Source organism: Streptomyces sp. NPDC029526 (genome assembly GCF_040637405.1).
Lineage (GTDB): Bacteria > Actinomycetota > Actinomycetes > Streptomycetales > Streptomycetaceae > Streptomyces.
This window is the reverse complement of record NZ_JBEZWE010000001.1, coordinates 970654-992701: the sequence shown is the minus strand read 5'-3', so window position 1 is coordinate 992701 and position 22048 is coordinate 970654. Positions and strand designations below refer to the sequence as shown.

Sequence of the window (22048 nt, the reverse complement as noted above, 5' to 3'; positions counted from 1 at the left end):
AACTGACTACGGATCGTCCCGGCGCGAGCCACGCGTCGCCGGCGTACAAGGAGGCATCCGTGCCGCATGTCCTGGTTCTCAACGCGTCGTACGAGCCACTCGGCGTCGTACCGCTCCGCCGCGCGCTCGTGCTCGTCCTCGACAACAAGGCCGTGTGCCTCGAGGAGTCCGGCGCCTACCTGCACAGCACCACCGTCACCGTCCCCGCCCCCAGCGTGGTCCGGCTCAAGCGTTTCGTCCGGGTCCCCTACCGAGGGCCCGTTCCCCTCACCCGCCGCGCCCTGTTCGCCCGCGACGGCGGCCGCTGCATGTACTGCGGCGGGGTCGCCACCAGCGTCGACCACGTCATCCCGCGCAGCCGCGGGGGTCAGCACGTCTGGGACAACGTGGTGGCGTCCTGCCGCCGCTGCAACCACGTGAAGGCCGACCGGCACCTGATCGAGCTGGGCTGGCGACTGCGCCACAAGCCGGCCCCGCCGACCGGCCTCGCCTGGCGCATCATCGGCACCGGCCACCGCGACCCGCGCTGGCTGCCGTACCTGCAGCCGTACGGCGCGGACGACGCGATGGCGCGCATCGACGGCATCTCGGCCTGACGGCCCGGCGAGGCGGTCCGGGGAGGCGGTCCGCCGACGCGGTCCGGGGATGCGGTCCGGAAAGGCGGCCCGGGTGCCCGGACGCGGGTGAGGTCGCGCGACGGCGAGGTGGTCGGTCCCTGCCACCACCGCCCGGTCCGGCGGTCGCTGTGGAGCGGTCGGCTGCCGTGCCGAGCGGCGCCGGGAAGCCGGTTCCCGACGGATCCGTCGGATCTGCCGGATCCGTCGGGCCGATGGACCCGACAGATCTGATGGACCTGATGGACCCGGCGGACCTGATGGACCTGACGGATCCGATGGACGCGAGGGACCCGGCCCGCCAGTACGGGCCCGCGAGGGAGACGGTTCCGGCGAGGCGACCGGCCCGGCGAGGGGACCGGTCTCGGGAAGGTGATCGGCCCCGGGGAGGCGACCGGTTCCCCGCCGAGCCGGTCGGTGGCCCGTCCCGCCGCCCCGCGGGACCGCCCGCCCCGTGTGACCGCCCGCCTCGATGTCCGACCGGGCCCGGCGCCGAGGCACCCCCGCGCCCCCGGGACGGGCCCCGGGCGGCCCGACCGGCACCCGACGCGGACACGGCAGGCGCCGGGGGCGGCCGCACCGGCCGCCCCCGGCCCGAGAGCACGGCCGGTGCCCCCGCGCCCCCTCTCACCCGTATCTCATCCGTACCGCAGCGCTCCGGGTTCGAGACTGCGGTGGTGCAGGGGGAGGGCGGTGGCCGCGGCCAGCAGGCACGCCGCGTAGATCCCGAGCGGCACCAGCAGGGCCGCCCACGGCACGGCGGACGCCGTCAGCACCGAGTAGCCCACGCCGATGACCAGGCCGCCGACCCCGGCCAGCAGGAGGGCGGGCGCGAGGGGCAGCGCGGTCTCCAGCAGCAGCGCCCGGTTCAGCACCGCCCGCGGCACACCGGCGGCGGCCTGCGCGGCCAGGGCCCTGCGGCGGCCGGAGAGCGACTCGGCCGTCCCCAGGGCGAGACCGCTCAGGGTGATCACCAGGGCCACCGCGATCGCCACCGCCGTCAGATCCAGGCCGGCCTGGTAGAACGCCATGTCCTGCGCATCACGGCTCTCCCGGTGCAGCAGCTCCAGCATCGACTGCCGCACCCCGACGAACCCGGTGCCGACGACCGTCACCAGCAGCACCGCGGCGTGGGTGCGCGCCGGCGCCCACGGGTCGTCGCTCAGCCGCTCGGCGGCGATCAGCGTGGCGGCCGACCGGGCCCGCCGGGCCAGCACCCGGCCCACGGCCGCGGCCGTCGCACCGGACAGCCACACCGCGCCCGCACCGACGGTCAACAGGGCGACGGCGACCTCCAGGGGCGGCTTCCAGGCCGACATCATGTCGCCCGGTGCGGGCCGCGACGTGACGGCCGCGAACAGCGCCACCGCCGCCGTCGCCAGCAGCGACAGCAGGAACAGCCGGGCCGGGCCCCGGCCCGAACGGGCGGTCACCCGGCGCACCTGGCCCAGGGGCGAGGCCACCACCCGGCGCAGCGCCAGCGCGCCGGCCGCCGCGCCCAGCACCGGCACGGCCACCGCGACCACGACGACCGCGACCCAGGCCCCGGCCGTCGGCCGATCCCAGGAGCGCAGCAGGACCACCACGGCGCACACGGTCGCCACCACGGAGCCCACCGCACAGGCCAGGCCCGTCTCCAGCGCGGCGATCCGCCGCACCTGCGCGGGCGTCGCCCCCGCCAGCCGGAGCCCGGCCAGCCGCCGGTCGCGGTGCACGGCCCCGATCCGCGCGCACTGCCCCAGGAACCCCAGCACCGGCACCAGCAGGAGCAGCAGGGCGACGACCACCCCGGAGCGGGTGCCCGGTTCGTCCAGCACCCCCGAGGCCACGGGGACGGCGTACCAGCCGTCGCCCAGGGCCGCCAGGACACCGGCGGCCAGGGCGCATCCGGTCGCCAGGGCGGCGCCGGCCGCGGTGAGCGCGATGCGCCACCCCTCCCGGCGGTCGGAGCCGCTGGTCAGCATCCAGGCCAGCCGCAGATCGGAACGGAGGGAGCCGGCGCCCGGGTGGTCACCCCGGGAGGAACGCAGGGAGCCGCCGCCCGCGCCTGCGCCCTCGGCGGAACGCGGGGAGCCGCCGCTCATGCCGTCACCCCCAGCGGGACCACGGTGCCGTCGCGCAGCTGCACCTCGCGGTCCGCGTACGCGGCCACCCGGGCGTCGTGCGTGACCAGCAGCACCGCCGTGCCCGCCTCGCGGGCGGTGCCGACCAGGGACGTCATCACCTGCTCGGCCGCGAGCGAGTCCAGGGCGCCGGTCGGCTCGTCGGCGAAGATCACCTGAGGGCCGGTCACCAGGGCCCGGGCCAGCGCGGCCCGCTGGGCCTGACCGCCACTCATCCCGCCCGGCCGCAGGTCACCCTGCCCGCGCACCCCGAAGCGTTCCAGCCACCCCCCGGCCGTCTCCCGCGCCTCGGCGCGGGTGGCGCCCCCGAGCATCAGCGGAAGGGCCACGTTGTCCAGCGCGGTCAGCTCCGGGATGAGCTGCCCGAACTGGAACACCACCCCGAACTGCGTGCGCCGCAGCTCGCTCAGCCGCTCCTCCGAGGCTTCCTCCAGCCGCTCCCCGGCATACGTCACCGAGCCCGCGTCCGGGCGGATGATGCCCGAAAGGCAGTGCAGCAGCGTCGACTTGCCGCTGCCGCTGGCGCCCGTCACCGCCACGATCTCACCGGCCCGCAGCTCGACGGAGGCGCCGCGCAGGGCCTCGGTGGCGCCGTACGTCCTGACCAGGCTGCGGGCCGCGAGGAGCGGTTCACCGCCGGGCGCGTGGCCGCCGTGACCGCCGCCGCCCGCGCCGGTCCTGTCGTCGTCCCCGTGAATCATGCTGCGTCGACCTCCGCGGTCAGGGTGGTGAGCCGGGCCGCCGTGGTGGACATCCAACGGAGGTCGGCGTCGAGGTGGTTGAGGGCGAAGTCCGCCGAGAGCACGGTCGAGAGGTCCGCGCCGGGAGCGGTCTTCACGGCAGTGAGCTCCCGCATCCGCTCCATGTGCGCGGCCCGTTGGGCGCGCAGGTAGGCGGCCGGATCGCCGCCGGACAGAATCGACACCACGACCTTGGCGAAGATCTCGTTCGTCACGAACGGCGCGGGCGGGGCGACCTGCCCGGCCCAGAGCGCCAGTTCACGTTCGCCGTGCTCCGTCGCCCGGTACATGGTCCGTTCCGGTCCGCCGTCCGACTCGGTGCCCTCGACCTCGGCCAGCCCGTCGCGGACCAGTCGTTGCAGGGTCGTGTAGACCTGCCCGTAGGCCAGTTGCCGGGCCTGCGGGAAACGTTCGTCGTGCCGTCGCTTCAGGTCGTACCCGTGGGTCGGTCCCGAGGCGAGCAGCCCCAACAGGATGTGACGGGTGCTCATGCGGACCAGTATGTACTACGTACATGTACTGAGTGAATAGTTCCGCGGGGAAAGGGGAGAACCGAGAACCGCACGGAAGCGCACGGCTGCGCGGAAGCGGACGGCTGCGCGGAAGCGCACGGCCGCACGGAAGCCCTCCGGGCAGAGTCGGGCCGGCGGACACGCCCGCCCCGGTCCGGCTCGGCCCGTCCCCGCCCTGTCCGCCCCCGCCCGGTCCGCCCCGGCTCGGTCCCGGTCCGGCTCGTTCCCCGTCCGGCTCGGTCCCGGCCCCGTCGCCCGCCTGCGCACGGAGCGGATGCCGCACGGCGCCACCGTGCGGGCGCGGCGCCCGCGGGCACCGGTTACGGCCCGGCGGAGCGCGCCGGCCCGCCCGGCGGAGCGGCCCGGGGCCGCGGGCCCGGGGTGCGTGGCCCGGGCCACGCGAGCCGACGTCCGCGCCCCGGCCCGCCGCGCGGGCGCGTCGGCCGGCGGACGCGTCGGCCCGAGGGCGCGGCGGCCCGAGGGTGCGTCAGCCGCCCCCGCCCGCCTGGCCCGCCTCCGCCGGTGCCCCGGACGTCTCGCCGCCCCGACGGTCCTCCCGGTCCTCCCCGCCCGGACGGGCACCGCCCTCGCGGTCCCCGCCCTCGCGGTCCCCGCGATCGGCACGGCTCGCGCGGTCCTCACCGTCCGCGCGGCCTCCCTGCTCCGCGACCGCGTACGCCTCCACCGACCACAGCGAATAGCCGTACGGCGTCGCCCGCTTGTCGCCCTGGACGCGGACGTGGCGCACGTCCCGCTCGTCCATCCGGACCGTCTCCCGGCCGCCGCGCCCGTCGCGCACCGTGGCCGCGTCGCGCCAGCGGCGGCCGTCCGGGGAGACCTGGATCCGGTACGCCGACGGGTACGCGTCCTGCCAGTGCAGCTCGACCCGGCCCAGCCGCACCGGCCGCTCCAGGTCGACCTGCCACCACGCGCCGTCCTCCGCCGGCGAGGACCACCGCGTCTTCGGGTCGCCGTCGTTCGCCGCCGAGGCCGGGAAGTCGGGCGTCTCGTCGGCCGAGGACCGCGCCCGGCCGGTACGCGCCAGGTCCGGGCCCGCCGTGGGCGGCACCCCCCGCACCGTCAGCGTGCGGCTCACCCCGCCGAAGCCGAGCCGGACCTCGTACGAGCGGGACGGCGTGCCGGACTTCACGGTCACCTCGACGGGCACCGCCACGGTCCCGCCGCGCGGCACCCGCAGCGGGCCCTCGGGAACCCGCACCTCGACGTCCTCGGGCGCCTCCACCGTCACCCTGCCGCGCACGTCGGCCGGGCGCAGGGACCCCAGGGTGGCGGTGAGCCGCTCGGTACGGCCGATGTCGGCGTCGGCCCGGTCACCGGGCAGTTCCAGGGACACGGCGGGCGCGTCCGCGTACCAGGGCACCAGGTGCCGCACGCGGTTCCCGTCCGCCCCGGTGACCCGCACGGCGTCGGCCCGCCGGTCCGCGCGCAGTTCCGTGGCGCCCGACCGGTCGAGCGGCCCGAGCCGCCGCCAGCCCTCGCCGGGGACGCGCAACTCCACGGCGCCCTCGGTACCGGGGTCGGCCAGCACCGTCACGGTGCTCACCGCGCGGGCCCGGGGCAGCCGCAGCACCCGGTCACCGGACGCCTCCCCGGGCCGGGCGGGCGGCTCCTGCCCGATCCCCGCCCACGTCCCGTACGCCTTCTGCGCCCGGCTCAGGAACGGGTCGAGGACCCCCTTGCCGACCGTCACCCGCGCCGCCTCCAGCCGGGCCCGCTCCCGGCCCAGTTCCCGGTACGCGGCCCAGGCGGCCCCCGCGTCCCCGGCGTCCTGCGCGCGCAGCATGTCCAGCGCCGCGGTGCCGGCGGCGCCGTAGCGGGCCAGCTTCTCCGTCCACGGCCCGGTCTCCGCCCCGAGCGGGGTGTCCGCCAGCCGCTCCGGCACCTCGCGCAGCACCGCGAAGGCGTCACGCAGCCGCTTCTCCGCCCGCGCCCCCCGCTCACCGCCCTCGGCGCGGGACGCCCAGAACTCCTTCAGCAGCGGCCGCAGATACGCCGACTCCTCGGCGCCGAGCACCGACGACGCGCCGTTGCGGGCGAGCGCCGCCACCGCCTCCTCGCGCTCCGGGTCGCCGCCCGCCAGGTCGGCCATCGCGGCCTTCCAGGACTCCTGCGGGCGGTAGGCGCGCGGGTTCCAGGCGAAGTCGGCGGCGGTGAACAGCGGGATGCGGGACGCCTGCGGCTGCTCCATCGCGTTGGCCAGCAGCGCGGCCGAACCGGCGGCGACGGCCGGCTCGCGGCCCTGGTAGGGGCCGAGGAAGATCCGGCCGGGGGCGTAGTCGTTGACCGGGTAGTTGTCCATGGTCACCAGCGGGTGCCCGAACACCTGCTTGGCCTCGGCCAGTTCGCCCCCGGTGATGGTGCGCGGGACCACCCCGACGCCGGTCCACGCCACCTCCACCCCCGACGCCAGCCGGTCGGCCAGCGCCCGACGGTAGGCGGTCGAGCCGTCCTCGTAGAACTCGGTCGGCATCAACGACAGCGCGGGCGCCTGCGGATGACGGTCCGCCAGGTGACGGGCCACCGCGTTCGCCACGTGCGCCTGCGCCCGCGCCGCCGCCTCGGGGCCGGAACCGAACCGGTCGGCGTCCTCCCCGCAGTGCCACTCGGTGTAGCTCACGTCCTGGAACTGGAGCTGGAACGCCCGGAAGCCCAGCGCCCACATCGCGTCCAGCTTGCGCGTCAGCGCCCGCAGGTCGGCGTCCGAGGCGAAGCACATCGCCTGCCCCGGAGCCACCGCCCAGGCCGGTGTGACGTGGTTGCGCGCGGCCCGCTCGGTCAGCTCCCGGAACTCCGCGCGCCGCTCCGCCGGGTACGGCTCCCGCCAGCGCGCCTGCCGGTAGGGGTCCTCGCCCGGCGCGTACAGGTAGCGGTTCAGCTTGGTGCGGCCCATGAAGTCGAGCTGGGCCAGCCGCTGCCCGTGCGTCCACGGGGTGCCGTAGAAGCCCTCCGTGACCCCGCGCACGGCGGTCGCCGGCCAGTCCCGCACGGTGACGGCGCGGAAGCGGCCGTCGGGGCGCAGCAGCGTGCGCAGTGTCTGCACGGCGTGGAACAGCCCGTCCGGTCCCGCCCCGGTGGCCGTCACCCGGCCGTCACCGACGGTCAGGGTGTAGCCGCCCGAAGGGAGGGAGCGCAGTGGATCGTCGGACTGTCGGTGCGCGCCCAGCCGCACCACGAGCGCCCCCTCGGGCACCGGTGCGCCGGGGGCCGTGAACCGGCTCGCGCCCGCCCGCCGCAGCAGCGCGCGCACCGCGTCGAGCGCCGCACCGTCCGTCCCCGCGCCGGCCACCACCGCCACCTCCTCGGTGACCGCCACCGGCGCCCCGTTCGCCCGCAGCTCCTGCGGACGCGGCCATACCGACGGCTCCGTGCCCCTGGCGTCCGGGTCCCGCTCGGCATCCGGCACCGACGTCGCCGCGGGATCCTGCGGGGCCGCCCCCGCCGGAAGCGCACCCCCCAGGGACCCGGCGACGACGGCGACCGCGAGAGCGAGCGCCGTCCTCCCACGCCGCAGCTGCACAGACTCCTCCTGTTGTGCTCGACGGACCCGGCCGACGGAACGGCCGGCCCCGGGACCCGCACACGGCCCGGCCCGGGAGCGTCCCGGCGGCCCCGAGAGCCGACCGCCACCCGCCGCGCCCGGCACCTCGGCCGCCCGGTCACACCCACCGCCGTCCCGCCGGCTCCGGCACCCCGACCGCACGGCGACCGTCCACGCGCCCACCACCGCACGCGTTGCCCGGCCACCGCGACCGTGACCAATTCGTTGTGAAGCAGCCCGAGCCCACCATTCCCGTGGTGAGGGTGTCAACGACAGGGGGCGATGTGCCGAGTTTGTCCGCCGCTCACGGTGGGGTACGGAAACAAAATGTGAGCAGGACCACGTTGTACGGATTGGTGCGTCTGCTTTCGCGGCCCCTGGGTAGGGGCTGCGGGACGACCACCCCGCGCCGGTGCCCTCCGGCAGGAAGAACGACCGCACGCCCAGGCCCGACCAGGAGGTTCTCCGTGGCCGCACCCGCCTATGTCCCCGCTCCCTCTCCCGCTCTGTCCAAACCCGGGGCGGACCGGCCCGCCGCATCCGCCGACCTCATGGATCCCTGGGATTCCTGGGACGACCCCTGGGACGAGGAACCCTGCGTCTTCAGCGCCGAGACCACCGGCACCGAACTCCCGCTGACCAGCGAGCCCCCGCTCCCCGACGCCGAACCCTTCACCAGCGAGCCCCCGCTCGCCGACGTCGGCCCCCTCTCCAACGAGACCGACGACAGCACCGACCCCTCCGGACTCGACGCCCCCGATCCGTCCGGACTCGACAGCACGGACCCCTCCGGACTCGACGCGTTCCCGGCCCAGTACCGCCCGGAGGCGTAGATGGGCGCGCCCGGACCGGCCGACCACCCGTCCGAGGAGCTCGCCCGGCTCGCCGCCCTGCACGGCGTCGCCACCTCCTACCGGCCCTCACCGGACCGCACCGTCACCGCCTCGGGGACCGCCGTGGTCCGCGCGCTGGCCGCCCTCGACGTCGACGCCCGCACCCCCGACGCCGTGCGGGCCGCGCTCACCGCCCGCGAGGAGGAACTGCGGACCCGGCTCCTGCCCCCGACCGTCGTCGGCCGCGGCACCGCCACCCCGCCCGCCCTCGCCGCCCTGCCCGACGGCACCCGCCTGCACATCATCACCGAACAGGGCGACACCCGCACCGACGCCGACCACCTCCCGCCCGGCGTGCACCACGTCATCGCCACCGCCCCCGACGGCCGCACCGCCCACGCCCACCTGATCGTCGCCCCGCCCCGGCTGCCCACACCCCCCGGGCGCACCCACGGCCTCATGGTCCAGGTCTACTCCCTCCTCTCCCGGCGGTCCTGGGGCATGGGCGACCTCGGAGACCTCCGCGAACTCGCCGGCTGGGCCGGCCGCACCCTCGGCACCGGCTTCCTCCAGGTCAACCCCCTCCACGCGGCCGTCCCGGGCACCCCCACCGACCCCTCCCCCTACCGGCCCTCCTCCCGCCGCTTCCCCGACCCCGTCCACCTGCACGTCGAGGACATCCCCGAGTACGCCCACCTCGACGACCAGGACCGGGACCGGCTCCGCACCCTCCTCGACCGCGCCGCACGCCTGCGCGACGCCGTCCTCCACCAGGACGCGCACATCGACCGCGACGCCGTCTGGGACACCAAGCGCGAAGCCCTCGAACTCGTCCGCCGCGTCCCCCTCGGCCCCGGCCGCCGCGCCGCCTACTGCGACTTCCTCGCCGCCCAGGGCCGCCCCCTGGAGGACCACGCCACCTGGTGCGCCCTCGCCGAACGGCACGGCCCCGACATGCAGCGCTGGCCCGCTGCCCTGCGCGACCCCCGCTCACCGGGGACCGACCGCGCCCGCCGCGACCTCATGGACCGCGTCGACTTCCACACCTGGCTCGCCTGGCTCACCGACGAACAGCTCACCACCGCCCAGCGCACCGCCCGCGAGGCCGGCATGCCCCTCGGCATCGTCCACGACCTCGCCGTCGGCGTGCACCCCGGCGGCGCCGACGCCTGGGCCCAGCAGGACCACTTCGCCACCGGCATGTCCGCCGGAGCGCCCCCCGACGCCTTCAACGCCCGCGGCCAGGACTGGGGCCTGCCCCCGTGGCGCCCCGACCGCCTCGCCGCCTCCGGCTACGCCCCCTTCCGCGACCTCCTGCGCGCCCTCTTCCGCTACGCAGGCGCCCTGCGCATCGACCACGTCATGGGCCTCTTCCGCCTCTGGTGGGTCCCTGAGGGCCACCCGCCCACCGAGGGCACCTACGTCCACTACGACGCGGACGCCATGCTCGCCGTCCTCGTCCTGGAGGCCTCCCGCGCCGGCGCGCCCGTCATCGGCGAGGACCTCGGCACCGTGGAGCCCGGCGTCCGCGAGGAACTCCGCAGCCGCGGCGTCCTCGGCACCTCCGTCCTCTGGTTCGAACGGGACTGGGAGGGCGACGGCCGCCCCCTCCCCCCGGACCAGTGGCGCGCCGACTGCCTCGCCACCGCCACCACCCACGACCTCCCGCCCACCGCCTCCCGCCTCACCGGCGACCACGTCGAACTCCGCGACCGCCTCGGCCTCCTCACCCGCCCCCTCGCCGTGGAACGCTCCGAGGCCGCCGCCGACGTCACCGAATGGCTCGACCTCCTCGCCCGCCTCGGCCTCCTCCAGGGCACGGCCGGCAGCGGCGACCCCTCCTCCGAGGAAGCCCGCGTCCAGGCCCTCCACCGCTACCTGGTCCGCACCCCGGCCCGCATGATCGGCGTCTGGCTCCCGGACGGCATCGGCGACCGCCGCCCCCAGAACCTCCCCGGCACCTGGGACCAGTACCCCAACTGGCGCCTCCCCATCGCCGACCCCACCGGCCGCCCGGTCACCCTGGAGGACCTCACGTCCTCCCCGCGCCTGCGGGCGCTGATCGACGCGGTGCGCACGGACATGGGCGCCGCCGCGGATGTCGGTGCCGGTGCCGGTGCCGGTGCGGATGCGGATGCCGGTGCGGATGCCGGTGCCGATGTCGCGTCCGGCACCGACACCGGCGGGGCCCGCCCATGACCCCGGCGCCCACCGCGTCCACCCCGTCCACCGCCCCCACCAGCACCGCAACCCCGTATGGCACCCCGGGCGCGCGGCCCCGGAACGCGTTCGCTACCTTTTGCACCGTGGACAAGACGAACGCCCTGCGCGCCGGCGCCCTGGCAGCCGGTACGACGCTGATGATGCTGCTCATGACGTCCCCCGCGCTCGCGCTCACCCGCGACGACGGTGACGACCCCGGCACGGGCCTGAGCGTCATCGAGACGCTGGGCCTCTACGTCGCCGCTCCGATCGTGCTCTTCCTCGTCATCGCCGGCCTGGTGATGGTCCTGGACAAGTCGCACAAGCAGAAGGACGTGACGAGCTCCAACATCGACACCGCGACGCAGACCGAAGCCAAGGCCTGACGGCCCGACCGGCCGACTGCCGCCCCGGGGCACCGCCTCGGGGGCGACCTGCGACTTCCGGGGCGCCGCTCCTGCCTGAGGGTGGGAGCGGCGCCTTTGTGTGTGCGCTCCCTTCCGTAGCCGATGCTGTGCCTACGTGCTGGAGCAGCGGACTTTCAATCCATTGGTTGTGGGTTCGAGTCCCACAGGGCCTACCGGTGGCGGGGGAGGCAAAGGGCCTCTGACTTGCGAAGAAGGGCCCCGGCCAGCTTCGGCTGGCCAGGGCCCTTGGAGGTTTCGGTGCGGTGGTCCCACGGCGGTGGCCTTGCTCGGGCGTCGGAGCGGGCCGGTTCGTCCTTGCTGAGGAGGGACTGCCGGCCCCGTTCCTGAAGCACGCGGATTCAGGCCCGCACGCGTGCGTGGGTGCCTGGGCGCCGGCGACACTCGCGGGGCCGATCCACAGGACGCGAGTCCACTGCTGCCCGCAGTAGAGCCAGCAGACCCCGTCGACCCATTCGTTGCCGTCGTCCGTGGCTGCTGGTGCGGGCAGCCCTCGGCGGGCGAACTCGGCGATCCCGGGGATCACCCTGTGCTGTAAGGCGACTTCCGTAAGCATGGCTTGTCCGCCTTCTTGATCAACGGCCCTGGGCCACCGAGCACGCGTCCCCCTGCTTCTCGGCGTCGGAGAACAGGAGGGTGGGCTCGGCGAGGATGTTGCGGCCGGTCTCGCTCTTGTAGATCTCGTCGACGCTGCCGAACCGGGCTTCGGAGTAGTCAAGGTCCAGAAGGGCGGCGGCCTGTCGGACCGACGCCTCGTCGGGCCCCTCGATCTCCAGGAACGTGGGGAGGTCGGGCCAGGTGTCGAAGTCGAAGGCGACTTCTCCCAGGCGCCACTCCTCGCGGTAGTTCTCCTGGAAGCGGACCTCGGTGAGGCCGACCCGGCGCAGAATGTCGGCCATGGCGTGCAGGTCGGTGACCTCGGTCTCGATCTCCTTGGTGCCGTCGATCGTGGTGGCGTCGGTGACCTGCTTGAGGGTGATCGTCGAGCGGTTGCCCTCGTTCCGCAGGCGGAGCCATGTCCCTCCGTCGAGGGCGTCGTTCTCGAAGATCTTGCGAGTGAGAAGGGTGCGGGGCAGCGCCTGGACGGCGCCGAGGGCGGTCAGCTTGGCCTGCAGGCCGGCGGCGTCGACGGCCAGGAACTTCGCCTCGTACTCGTGCTTCATGGGCCCTTCTCTCAGAAACGGTGGATGGGGGTGGACGAACGGGCCGCCAAGAGCAAGCCCATGCGGTGGGTGTGGTCGTGCAGCTGGCCGACGTGGGGCCGTTCGGTGAACTCGTTCGTGCGCAGGGTGAGCAGGACATCCCAGTCACCGAGGAAGTGATGGCGCAGGCGCTCAGGGGAGGTGTAGTGCTCCACCAGGTGGTGGCGTCTTTCGACGGGCATCATGAACTCCGCGCCGAACACACCGCCCGGACGGACCAGGCGCTGCATGCGGTCGACGAACTCGGCGAGCGGGCGGTGGTGGTTGGCACTGTAATGCCATGAGCAGCTCGTCCAGACCGCCTCGCACGGCACGTCCAGAGGTTCGCCCTCAAGGAAGTCCTCCTCCACCACCTGGACACGGGCATGAAGTTCTTCGAGCTTCAGTCGATCAATCAGGCCCATCGCGTGCGCCTCGCTGTCACCCGGGAGACGGACATCCCCTCCGTGCAGGGCGAGCGCGTCGCGTTCGATGGCGACGACGCGGTATCCGGCGGCGGCGAGAGGCAGGACGAACTTGCCGTCGCTCGCGCCGACGACCGTGACGGTGGCGTCAGGGGCGACGCGTTCCCGCAGGGTGGCGAGGAACTGAGGGAAGAAGGTGAGGGTGTGCTCCCACAGGCTCCGTGTCTGCATGGGAGTGCGCTCCTTGCGTATCGGTGGCGGTGATCACGCGGAGAACCTCTCCGGGGCTGAGCCCCGTGGTGTCGATGCGATGCATCGGGAACGTGGCGTAGGCGTCCATCACTTGGTCCGTGACGGTTTCGACCAGCGCGTCCCATCGCGATGTCGGCTTGTTCCGCGCGGCGAGGCGGCGCCGGCGTTCGTCGTCGGCGCAGACGAGGTGGTAGGCGACAGGCTTGGGCAGCCAGGCCGGCAGAGTGACGCCGAGGCGGGCGCCCAGAGCGCGGTGGCTGGCCAGGCACCGGGCGAAGTAGCTCTCCACGACGACCGGGACGCCGTCTTCGAGGTGGTGCTGGATCTCGTCGGCCGCGGTGAACAGTGCGGAGAGGTACAGGCACATCCGTGCATCGACGTTGGTCCGCTTGTCCACCTCGTGTCTGAGGGGCTGGTACAGGGCAGGCACGGTGGGGACGAGGACGGCTTCGCGGGCAGCAGCGAGCATCGGTGCGATGGTCGACTTGCCGGTGCCCCGTAAGCCTTCCAGGCTCTCGAATCGCGGGTGGTCAGGCACGGCCGTACACCACGTCCGGTACCGGGCGCGTGAGTTCGTCCGTGGCGGAGGGCCTGTGGACGATGCGGTTCTCAGTCTTCTCGTACCAGAACGCGTGGGAGTCCTTGCCCACGGCCTTGCAGGACATGGTCAGCGCACCGCGTGGGTCGGCCTCGATCCGGTCGATCTCGCGAGGCCCACCGGATGGTGCGCAGACCTCCGGGGCGCCGTGCCCGGAGAGGTCCTCGTCGACGATCACCTCAAGGGGCAGCTCGGCCGCCGCGAGCTCTTCGCGGAGCCGGCCGTAGGCGGCCGGGTCGGTGACCAGAAGCTCGGGGTGCTCCCGGGCGTTGCCGACCGGACGCAGGTGGTGGAGCTTCAGTTGCTGGACGCCGAACTGCGCCAGGACGCGGGCGAGGGGAAGTACCTCGCCGATGTTCCGTGAGGTCACGGTCATGGTCGCGCCTGTCGGAACCCCGAGGTCCCGCGCCAGACTGAGCGAGCTGAGGGCGCTCTGATAGCTGCCGTGCTTGCGGATGCCGTCGTTGGTCGAGCCGACACCCTCCAGGGAGACCCGGAGCAGGTCCAGGTGTGGAGCGATCTCGGTCAGACGGCGCTCGATCCGGTACCCGTTGGTGCAGATCTCGACGCGTTGGCCCAGTTCCTCCTTGGCGTGGCGAACGACCTGAGGGAGATCCCGGTGGACGAATGGCTCCCCGCCGAGCAGGGTGACGGCCTCCGTGCCGTACTCGTCTCGCATCAGGGTGAGCAGGCTTGCGGCTTCGTCGGCGGTGAAGGCATCCGCGTATTGAAGCCGCTTGCCGTGGAAGCAATGCAGGCACGTGAAGTTGCAGCGGTACAGCAACTGCAGGTAGAGCATTCGGATCTTCCTGATCCCGGTGACTTCCCCGATCACATGGGCTCCTTCGGCCGGCTGCCTGGTGGGAACCCGATGGTGGCCGCCTTCCCGGGGACCTCGTCACCGCGTTCGGGGACGATCCGAGGACGTCCTGGGACGTTTTCCGCGACCTGCGAACGACTCCAGGATGCTGAGAACCCGCTTCGTGTCCGACAGGTCGGGCAGGACCTCGGGGGCGCCGGCGGCGGCCAGTTCCTCAGGACTGTGGATGCCGGAGGCGACCGCGACGATCCCGGAACTCGTGGCCAGGGCGGCCTCCACATCGCGGGGAGTGTCCCCCACCAGGACGGCGGGCACGTCGGCCGGAACGCCACGAAGCCGCTGTACGCGCTCGCGGGCGACCGCGACAAGCTCAGGTCGGAGCTCGGCGTCCGCTCCGTAAGCGCCGACCGACAGGTCCAAGAGGGGGTCGAGGCCGAAGGCGGACAGCTTCACACGTGCGTTGGCGGCGATGTTGCCGGTCAAGACAGAGGAAACCCAACCGCTCTGCACGGAAGCGGCCTTCAGCGCCTCATGGACTCCTGGCAAGGTCGTCCCGCGCAAGCGCAGGTCGCCCAAGCGCTCCTGCCCCGCCTGGACAAGGGCGGCCTCGATGGAGGGCCATTCAGGTACGGGCAGCCCGTCGCGAAGGAACATGTCGCGCATGATCAGTCGATCCGTACGCCCCTCGGTGCGCGCCGGCCCCGTCGGCGCGCGTCCCGACAGGGTCGAGAAAGCAGCGGCGTAGATCTCCTTGCTCACCCCCGCGTTCTCGATGAGGGTGTGGTCGATGTCCCACAGGACGATGAGCTCCATGGCGCCAGCGTAGGCAGTCGGCGGCGCTGGGCTTCCGTGACAACGTCCCGTAACGTCCTTGCGCGATCACGCAGTGCGCCGCTTCCATTATTTCTGTGAACGACCGACTGCACTCCGTGCTCGCACAACGCGGTGTCTCGCCCGAATTGCTCGCTGAACTCTGCGAGGTGGACCCCAAGACGGTGAGCCGATGGCTGGGCGGGCGGGTTCCACGCGCACGGCATCGCTTCCGCGTCGCCCGCCACCTGCGCGTGGAAGAGACCTTCCTCTGGCCGGCGCCGCCTCGACGATCCGACCGGTCGCATGAGGGGTTGGGCGCCGAGCTGGTCGGCACCTATCAGAACCGGGCCAGCGTGCCGCGGGACGTCTGGCTCTCGCTGCTGCGAGAGGCGCAGCACGAGATCAGTGTCCTCGTCTTCTCCGGCACGTTCTTCGCGCAGTCCAACCCGCATGTCGCCAAGATGCTCTCCGAGCGCGTTGCCCAGGGCGTCCGGGTGCGCCTGTGCTTCGGTGACCCGGACGGTCAGGCAGTCGCCGTCCGAGGCCGCGAAGAGGGCATCGGCGACACCTTGGCCGCCAAGATCCGCGCTTCGCTGACGTACTACCGCCCCCTCCTGGATGAAGCCGGATGCGCCGTACGGCTCCACGACACCACGCTCTACACGAGCATGTTCCGTTACGACGACAACTTGTTGGTCAACCCGCACATTTGGGGACAACCGGCCAGCGCCAACCCCCTGCTCCACCTCAAGAGGACGGACGGCACCGGGTGGTTCGACAACTACGCTCAGAGCTTCGACGCCGTCTGGGCCGCCGCGCGGCCATGGACACCCGACCAGGAGAGGACCGCCGACCATGGGCAGGACTGAGTACTACAACGATCCGGCCGCCCCGAAGGCGAACACCCTCATCCCGGCCAGCAACCTGCTCGTCGTCGACGAGACCGGCGCCATCCTCCTCCAGCGCCGCCGCGACACGGGCCAGTGGGCACTCCCCGGTGGCGCCCAGGACATCGGCGAGACTGCGGCCGAGTGCGCTGTACGCGAGTGCCTGGAGGAGACCGGCGTCATCGCCGAGATCACTGGCTTCCTCGGCGTCTACACCAACCCGAACCACATCGTCGCCTACACCGACGGCGAGATCCGCCAGCAGTACGAGAACACCTACATCGGCCGCCCTGTCGGCGGCGCGCCCACGATCAACGACGAGGCCGACGGGGTCCGCTTCGTCCAGACGGCCGACCTCGACCAGTACGACATCCACCCCAGCATGCGCCAGCAGATCGGGGACTACCTGGCCGGCACCTACCCCTACCTCGGCTGAGCCGCCAACGCCGCCTCGATCCTCTGTACCGAAGAGAGAATCTCCGGGGCCGCGCGGCGGATGAACCGGCCGACCACACTGTCCGCGCCATACCGGCTGATGATCTTCGCGATACGCTCCCGCGCACTGGTCCGGGCGCCGTCGGGCGTCGTCGTCATGTCGCAGTACACGAGAGCGTCCACCAGCAACGGCTCCTCCAGCAACGGAAACTCCGACGCCAACTCGTTCCGCAGCCCGCGCTCCTCAGCCTCCAGCAGGGCATAAGAGTGGTTCGCGACCAGCCGCACCAGCCGCTCGTCGGCCCCATGCTCGTCGCGAAGGAACCTCGCCCCGTCCAGCGGATGGAACCCGGTCAGGGCCAGCCGAGGTGCGTATCCGACGTCGTGGAGCGTGGCGGCAGCGACGAGAAGGTCGCTGCTCTCCCGGAGAAGCCGCCGGACTTCGGTGGCACGCTCGGCCACTCCTCGTGTGTGCGCCAACCTACGCGGAAGCTCAGCAGCGAGTTCGGATTCTGCTACCTGCGTCGCCCATTTCGTGATCGGATTGGCCATGTCTGACTTCATTCCCCCAACGAGACGGTGATCCACGAAGCGGCGCTCCGGATCAGGGTCACGGGACGGGCGGAGAGCCGGACCCAGTCGACGCGCATCCTGGAGATGTCCGAAGCCGACCACGTCACGGTGAGGGTGATCCCCTTCGAGCTGGACGGCTTCGCGGGTGCGGGCAGCACGATGGTGCACCTGGGCGGACCCGTCCCACGCCTCGACACGGTGGTCCGGGACGCGCCCCACGGCACGGCCTTCATCGACTCGGAAGAGGAGCCGGCGCACTTCAGGAAGCTCTTCCATAGGGTGAGGGAGAGGTCGCTGTCACCCGAGCGGTCGCGCGACCTCATCCACAAGTTGGCCAAGGAGCTGTGATGCCCTGATGACCGAGCCCACCCGTTGGCGCAAGGCGTCCTTCTCGGGTGGAGGTGAGGGGAACGACTGCGTGGAAATAGCCGAAACCGGCGAACGCATAGCCATCCGCGACTCCAAGTACCCCGCCCGCGCCACCCTCTCCGTCCCCGCCCCCGCCTTCGCCGCGTTCGTCGACGGGCTCAAGGGGCAACGCGAAGGGCGCCCGGCATAACACCGGGCGCCCCAGAACACGTACCGCCGGAGGCTACGCCCCCGCTGCCGCAGCGTCCGCGGCCTGGGCGCGGAGGGCGCGTTCGATGCCGGCGCGGGACTCCGAGACCAGGCGGCGCAGGGCCGCGCTCGGCTCGGCGGAGGCCAGCCAGGCGTCCGTGCGGTCGAGGGTGTCGCGGGAGACCTGGACGGCCGGGTAGAGGCCGACGGCGATCTGCTGGGCCATCTCGTGCGAGCGGGAGTCCCAGACGTCCGCGAGGACCTCGAAGTAGCGCTCGGTGTACGGCGCGAGCAGTTCGCGCTGGTCGGTCTGGACGAAGCCGGCGATGACGGCTTCCTGGACGGCGTTGGGCAGCTTGTCGGAGTCGACGACCGAGGCCCACGCCTCCGCCTTGGCCTCCTCCGTGGGGCGGGCCGCGCGGGCGGTGGCGGCGTGGCGTTCGCCGGCCGCGGTGCGGTCGCGCTCGTACTCGCCGGCGATCTCCGTCTCGTCGTAGCGGCCGACCGCGGCCAGCCGCTGGACGAAGGTCCAGCGCAGCTCGGTGTCGACGGCGAGGCCCTCGACGGTCTGCTCGCCGGTGAGCAGGGCCTCCAGGAGGTCCAGCTGCTCGGGGGTGCGGGCGGTGGCGGCGAAGGCGCGGGCCCAGGCGAGCTGGTGGTCGCTGCCGGGGGCGGCGGCGCGCAGCTGGGCGAGGGTGGCGTCGGTCCAGCGGCCGAGGAGGGTCTCGCGGGCGGCCGGGTCGGCGTACAGGTCGATGGCCAGCTTGACCTGGCGGTGCAGGGACTGCACGACGCCGATGTCGGACTCCTTGCCGATGCCCGACAGGACCAGGGAGAGGTAGTCGCGGGCCGCGAGTTCCGCGTCGCGGGTCATGTCCCAGGCGGAGGCCCAGCACAGGGCGCGCGGCAGGGACGCCTCGAAGTCGCCGAGGTGCTCGGTGACGAAGGCGAGGGACTGCTCGTCGAGGCGGACCTTGGCGTAGGAGAGGTCGTCGTCGTTGAGGAGGACGACGGCCGGGCGCCGCTTGCCGGTGAGCTGCGGGACCTGGGTCAGCTCACCGTCGACGTCGAGTTCGACGCGCTCGGTGCGCACCAGCTTGCCGCTGCCCTCGTCGAGGTCGTAGAGGCCGACGGCGATGCGGTGCGGACGCAGGGTGGGCTCGCCCTTGGCGCCGGCGGGGAGGGCGGGGGCCTCCTGCTGGACGGCGAAGGAGGTGATGACGCCGTCGGCGTCGGTCTCGATGCGGGGGCGCAGGATGTTGATGCCGGCCGTCTCGAGCCACTTCTTCGACCAGGTCCTCAGGTCGCGGCCGGAGGTCTCCTCCAGGGCGCCGAGCAGGTCGGAGAGGCGGGTGTTGCCGTAGGCGTGGCGCTTGAAGTACGCCTGGACGCCGCGGAAGAAGGCGTCCTCGCCGACGTAGGCGACGAGCTGCTTGAGGACGGAGGCGCCCTTGGCGTAGGTGATGCCGTCGAAGTTGACGAGGACGTCGTCCAGGTCGCTGATGTCGGCCATGATCGGGTGGGTCGACGGCAGCTGGTCCTGGCGGTAGGCCCAGGTCTTCATGGAGTTGGCGAAGGTGGTCCACGAGTGGGGCCAGCGGGAGCCGGGGGCCGCGGCCTGGCAGGCGATGGAGGTGTAGGTGGCGAACGACTCGTTCAGCCACAGGTCGTTCCACCACTCCATGGTGACCAGGTCGCCGAACCACATGTGGGCCAGCTCGTGCAGGATGGTCTCGGCCCGCACCTCGTACGCCGCGTCCGTCACCTTGGAGCGGAAGACGTACTGGTCGCGGATGGTGACCGCGCCCGCGTTCTCCATGGCGCCCGCGTTGAACTCCGGGACGAACAGCTGGTCGTACTTGGCGAAGGGGTAGGCGTAGTCGAACTTCTCCTGGAACCAGTCGAAGCCCTGCCGGGTGACCTCGAAGATGGCGTCGGCGTCGAGGTACTCGGCGAGCGAGGGCCGGCAGTAGATGCCGAGGGGGACGGACTGGCCGTCCTTCTCGTAGACGCTGTGGACGCTGTGGTACGGGCCGACGATCAGCGCGGTGATGTACGTCGAGATGCGCGGCGTCGGCTCGAACGTCCAGACGTTGTCCCGGGGTTCGGGCGTCGGGGAGTTCGAGATGACGGTCCAGCCCTCGGGAGCCTTCACGGTGAACTGGAAGGTCGCCTTGAGGTCGGGCTGTTCGAAGCTGGCGAAGACGCGGCGGGCGTCCGGCACCTCGAACTGGGTGTAGAGGTACGCCTGGTCGTCGACGGGGTCGACGAAGCGGTGCAGGCCCTCACCGGTGTTGGTGTACGCGCAGTCGGCGCTCACCCGCAGCACGTTGCGGCCCTTGAGCAGGCCGGGCAGGGCGATGCGGGAGTCCGCGAAGACCTCGGCGGGGTCGAGGGCGTCCCCGTTCAGGGTGACCTCGTGCACGGTGGGAGCCACCAGGTCGATGAAGGACTGCGCGCCGTCGCCGTGCTCGGCGACGTCGAAGCGCACCGTGGTCACGGACCTGTAGGTGCCGCCCTCTTGCGCGCCGGAGAGATCGAGGTCGATCTCGTAGGAGTCAACGGTCAGCAGCTCCGCCCGCTGCCGCGCCTCTTCGCGAGTCAGGTTTGTGCCAGGCACGCGGTCATCTCCTCATGATGTGTGGGTTGCGCCATCCTTCCACGGGACCTGCGTCGACGCGATGTCCGGATTCCGCCGGTGGCGCGTGGCGCGGGGCGGGACGCTGGAGGGCATGACGACCTCCACGACAGCCCTTGTCGCACGCCCGGTACCGGCCCCCGTGCTGAAGGAACTCCGCCTGGTGGACGACGCGGGACGTGCGCCGGTTCCGTTCACCGACGAGGAGGGCGGCGCGCCGCTGCGGTGCTGTCTGCGGCGCAGCCGGCCCGGTGAGTCGATCGCCCTCGTCTCGTACGCGCCGCTGCGGCGGTGGGCGGCCGCCACGGGCGCCGACCCGGGGGCCTACGACGAGCAGGGCCCGGTGTTCGTGCACGCGCGGGAGTGCGCGGGGCCCGCGGACGGCGCGGGGCTGCCCTTCACGGGAGCGCACCGCACCGCGCGCCGCTACTCGGCGGCGGGCCGCATCGTGGGCGGGCGGCTGGTGGGGGCGGCGGAGGACCTGGCGGCGGCGCTGGCGGAGGCGTTCGCCGAACCGGAGGTGGCGCTCGTGCATGTACGGGCCGTGGAGCACGGCTGCTTCCTGTACGAGGTGCGGAGGGAGGACCGCGCGGCGGCGGGCGCGGGCAGCGGCGGCCGGGGCTGAGTCACGCGCCGGAGGGCTGCGGTCCCGGTGGCGTCGGCGGTCCCGGTGGTGCCGATGGCGCCAGCCGTCCCGGCGGTCCCGGCGGTGCCGGTGGTCCCGACGGCGTCGTGCGGTCGGCGTGGGTGACGCGGATCTTGGACTGGCCGTGCGGCAGGCGTTCCCAGTCCTCCATGAGGCGGGCCGTCAGCCCGTGGCGGGCGGCCAGCGCGGTCAGGGTCTCGGTGCGGTAGTAGAAGTCCTCCCGCAGGACGTGGTGCTCCTCGCCCTCGGTGCGGTCGAAGGTGAAGTCGAACCAGCCGCCCGGGGCGAGCACCCGCCCGATGTTCGCCAGGCACTCCTCGATGACCGGCAGCGGGGAGTGCGAGAAGACGCTGTGGGCGTGGACGACGTCGAAGTGCGCCGGGGGCAGGAAGCGCAGCGTGAGGTCGCGGACGGGCGTGAGGGTGGGCATCCGGTCCTGGAGCCCGTGGGCGACCAGGGTGTCCTGGGCGGCGAAGAGGATGTCGGGGGAGATGTCGATGCCGTAGTAGTGGCCGGGGTGCAGGTGGGCGATGAAGTGGCGCCCGGCCCGCAGGTTGCCGCAGCCGATCTCCAGCATCCGGTGCTCGGGCCGCAGCCCGTGCTCCAGCAGGTAGTCGAACTGCATCGCGCCGAGGGCGTTCCAGCGCTCCCGGCTCTGGCTGCCCACGGCGGCGTCCGGGCTCCGGCGCGTGTCGGAGCGCATCACGGCCCGGTAGTAGGCGATGTGGTCGGGGGAGCGGTACCGCAGCCAGGTGTCCCGGGCGGCGCGGCGCAGGTGCCGGGGTATGCGGTCCGGGTGGCGCAGCGCGTAGGACAGGCGGTGGGCGAGGGCGGCACGGTTGGCCTGGAGGTTCTTGGCGGTCGGCATGGCGGTGCTCGTCTCCGTCGGGCGGTGCCCGGCCCTCTCACCGGCCGGCCGGGCGTGACGCACTCCTCGGACGTGAGGGTACGGCGCGGGGCCGGGCCCGGCCATGGCGGACGGGACGGGTGTCCGCTGATCGGATGAGGCGCGGCGCGGCTGCGTCCCGGGCGCCCTGGAGGGGGCGGGTGCCGGAGACCCGGAAGGTGCGGGCCGGGATCCCTGGCGGTGTGTGGGTCCGGCCTCCGGGGCACGGGTCCGGCCCTCGGGGGTGCGTGGGTCCGGCCTCCGGGGCACGGGTCCGGCCCCCAGGGGTGCGTGGGTCCGGCCCCCCGGGGCACGGGTCCAGCCAGGC

The 22048-nt window shown here is 73.3% G+C and carries 20 protein-coding genes and 1 pseudogene; 9 read left to right on the top strand and 12 right to left on the bottom strand.

The genetic code is table 11. From position 1 onward, the window contains the following. The first annotated feature begins 59 nt into the window (after positions 1–59). Complete coding sequence (locus AB0F01_RS04515; protein ID WP_362089824.1) at positions 60–596, top strand: HNH endonuclease; 537 nt, start codon at positions 60–62, stop codon at positions 594–596. Positions 597–1252: 656 nt separating this feature from the next. Here AB0F01_RS04515 and AB0F01_RS04510 read toward each other — a convergent pair. The 4 genes from AB0F01_RS04510 to AB0F01_RS04495 form a co-directional block, all read right to left on the bottom strand. Next, positions 1253–2578, bottom strand: a complete 1326-nt coding sequence (locus AB0F01_RS04510; RefSeq protein ID WP_362090229.1) for an ABC transporter permease — start codon at positions 2576–2578, stop codon at positions 1253–1255. A gap of 116 nt (positions 2579–2694) precedes the next feature. After that, the gene (locus AB0F01_RS04505) at positions 2695–3438 is read right to left on the bottom strand and encodes an ABC transporter ATP-binding protein (RefSeq protein ID WP_362089822.1); all 744 of its coding nucleotides are present in this window, start codon (positions 3436–3438) and stop codon (positions 2695–2697) included. Then, entirely contained in the window at positions 3435–3968 is a 534-nt protein-coding gene (locus AB0F01_RS04500) for a PadR family transcriptional regulator (protein ID WP_362089820.1), read from the bottom strand. The genes AB0F01_RS04505 and AB0F01_RS04500 overlap by 4 nt, the downstream gene beginning before the upstream one ends. Before the next feature lie 508 nt (positions 3969–4476). Then, complete coding sequence (locus tag AB0F01_RS04495; RefSeq protein ID WP_362089818.1) at positions 4477–7527, bottom strand: beta-N-acetylglucosaminidase domain-containing protein; 3051 nt, start codon at positions 7525–7527, stop codon at positions 4477–4479. A 488-nt stretch (positions 7528–8015) separates the two neighbouring features. Between AB0F01_RS04495 and AB0F01_RS04490 the strand changes: the two genes are divergently transcribed. The 3 genes from AB0F01_RS04490 to AB0F01_RS04480 all read left to right on the top strand — a co-directional run bounded on the left by AB0F01_RS04490 (position 8016) and on the right by AB0F01_RS04480 (position 10969). After that, complete coding sequence (locus AB0F01_RS04490; RefSeq protein WP_362089817.1) at positions 8016–8381, top strand: hypothetical protein; 366 nt, start codon at positions 8016–8018, stop codon at positions 8379–8381. Next, positions 8382–10580, top strand: coding sequence for a 4-alpha-glucanotransferase (gene malQ, locus AB0F01_RS04485; protein WP_362089815.1), 2199 nt, complete (start codon positions 8382–8384; stop codon positions 10578–10580). It begins immediately after the preceding gene. Positions 10581–10687: 107 nt separating this feature from the next. Further along, on the top strand, positions 10688–10969 hold the full coding sequence (locus AB0F01_RS04480) for a hypothetical protein (RefSeq protein WP_362089814.1): 282 nt from the start codon (positions 10688–10690) through the stop codon (positions 10967–10969). 614 nt (positions 10970–11583) lie between these two features. On the opposite strand, the gene AB0F01_RS04475 is transcribed toward AB0F01_RS04480, so the two are convergent. The 5 genes from AB0F01_RS04475 to AB0F01_RS04455 all read right to left on the bottom strand — a co-directional run bounded on the left by AB0F01_RS04475 (position 11584) and on the right by AB0F01_RS04455 (position 15097). Continuing rightward, positions 11584–12171: a class IV adenylate cyclase gene (locus AB0F01_RS04475; RefSeq protein WP_362089813.1), complete on the bottom strand. Its 588-nt coding sequence runs from the start codon at positions 12169–12171 to the stop codon at positions 11584–11586. Between the two features lie 11 nt (positions 12172–12182). Continuing rightward, complete coding sequence (locus AB0F01_RS04470; RefSeq protein ID WP_362089811.1) at positions 12183–12845, bottom strand: class I SAM-dependent methyltransferase; 663 nt, start codon at positions 12843–12845, stop codon at positions 12183–12185. Continuing rightward, positions 12763–13404, bottom strand: coding sequence for an AAA family ATPase (locus AB0F01_RS04465; protein WP_362089809.1), 642 nt, complete (start codon positions 13402–13404; stop codon positions 12763–12765). Before AB0F01_RS04465 ends, AB0F01_RS04470 begins: the two co-directional genes overlap by 83 nt. Beyond that, positions 13397–14299, bottom strand: coding sequence for a radical SAM protein (locus tag AB0F01_RS04460; RefSeq protein WP_362089807.1), 903 nt, complete (start codon positions 14297–14299; stop codon positions 13397–13399). Before AB0F01_RS04460 ends, AB0F01_RS04465 begins: the two co-directional genes overlap by 8 nt. A gap of 63 nt (positions 14300–14362) precedes the next feature. After that, positions 14363–15097, bottom strand: coding sequence for a haloacid dehalogenase-like hydrolase (locus tag AB0F01_RS04455; RefSeq protein WP_362089805.1), 735 nt, complete (start codon positions 15095–15097; stop codon positions 14363–14365). A gap of 95 nt (positions 15098–15192) precedes the next feature. Between AB0F01_RS04455 and AB0F01_RS04450 the strand changes: the two genes are divergently transcribed. Further along, the gene (locus AB0F01_RS04450; RefSeq protein WP_362089804.1) at positions 15193–15966 is read left to right on the top strand and encodes a helix-turn-helix transcriptional regulator; all 774 of its coding nucleotides are present in this window, start codon (positions 15193–15195) and stop codon (positions 15964–15966) included. Further along, a complete protein-coding gene (locus AB0F01_RS04445; RefSeq protein ID WP_362089802.1) occupies positions 15953–16420 on the top strand; it encodes an NUDIX domain-containing protein in 468 nt (155 codons plus the stop codon). Before AB0F01_RS04450 ends, AB0F01_RS04445 begins: the two co-directional genes overlap by 14 nt. On the opposite strand, the gene AB0F01_RS04440 is transcribed toward AB0F01_RS04445, so the two are convergent. Then, positions 16408–16971 carry an HD domain-containing protein gene (locus tag AB0F01_RS04440; protein WP_362089800.1) on the bottom strand — a complete coding sequence of 188 codons (564 nt, stop codon included), beginning with the start codon at positions 16969–16971 and terminating at the stop codon, positions 16408–16410. The two genes, AB0F01_RS04445 and AB0F01_RS04440, sit on opposite strands and share 13 nt — an antisense overlap. A 15-nt stretch (positions 16972–16986) precedes the next feature. On the opposite strand from AB0F01_RS04440, the pseudogene AB0F01_RS04435 reads away from it, so the two are divergent. Both AB0F01_RS04435 and AB0F01_RS04430 read left to right on the top strand, forming a co-directional pair. Beyond that, a pseudogene (locus tag AB0F01_RS04435) lies at positions 16987–17340 on the top strand (Scr1 family TA system antitoxin-like transcriptional regulator); the annotation flags it as partial. Positions 17341–17347: 7 nt separating this feature from the next. Beyond that, on the top strand, positions 17348–17551 hold the full coding sequence (locus AB0F01_RS04430) for a DUF397 domain-containing protein (RefSeq protein ID WP_362089799.1): 204 nt from the start codon (positions 17348–17350) through the stop codon (positions 17549–17551). A 33-nt stretch (positions 17552–17584) separates the two neighbouring features. On the opposite strand, the gene pepN is transcribed toward AB0F01_RS04430, so the two are convergent. Then, the gene (gene pepN, locus AB0F01_RS04425; RefSeq protein ID WP_362089797.1) at positions 17585–20170 is read right to left on the bottom strand and encodes an aminopeptidase N; all 2586 of its coding nucleotides are present in this window, start codon (positions 20168–20170) and stop codon (positions 17585–17587) included. Positions 20171–20282: 112 nt separating this feature from the next. On the opposite strand from pepN, the gene AB0F01_RS04420 reads away from it, so the two are divergent. Beyond that, positions 20283–20813, top strand: a complete 531-nt coding sequence (locus AB0F01_RS04420) for a DUF1203 domain-containing protein (protein ID WP_362089795.1) — start codon at positions 20283–20285, stop codon at positions 20811–20813. 1 nt (position 20814) lies between these two features. Here the strand turns inward: AB0F01_RS04420 and AB0F01_RS04415 are convergent, their stop codons facing one another. Beyond that, entirely contained in the window at positions 20815–21702 is an 888-nt protein-coding gene (locus tag AB0F01_RS04415) for a class I SAM-dependent methyltransferase (RefSeq protein WP_362089793.1), read from the bottom strand. Positions 21703–22048 lie beyond the last annotated feature (346 nt).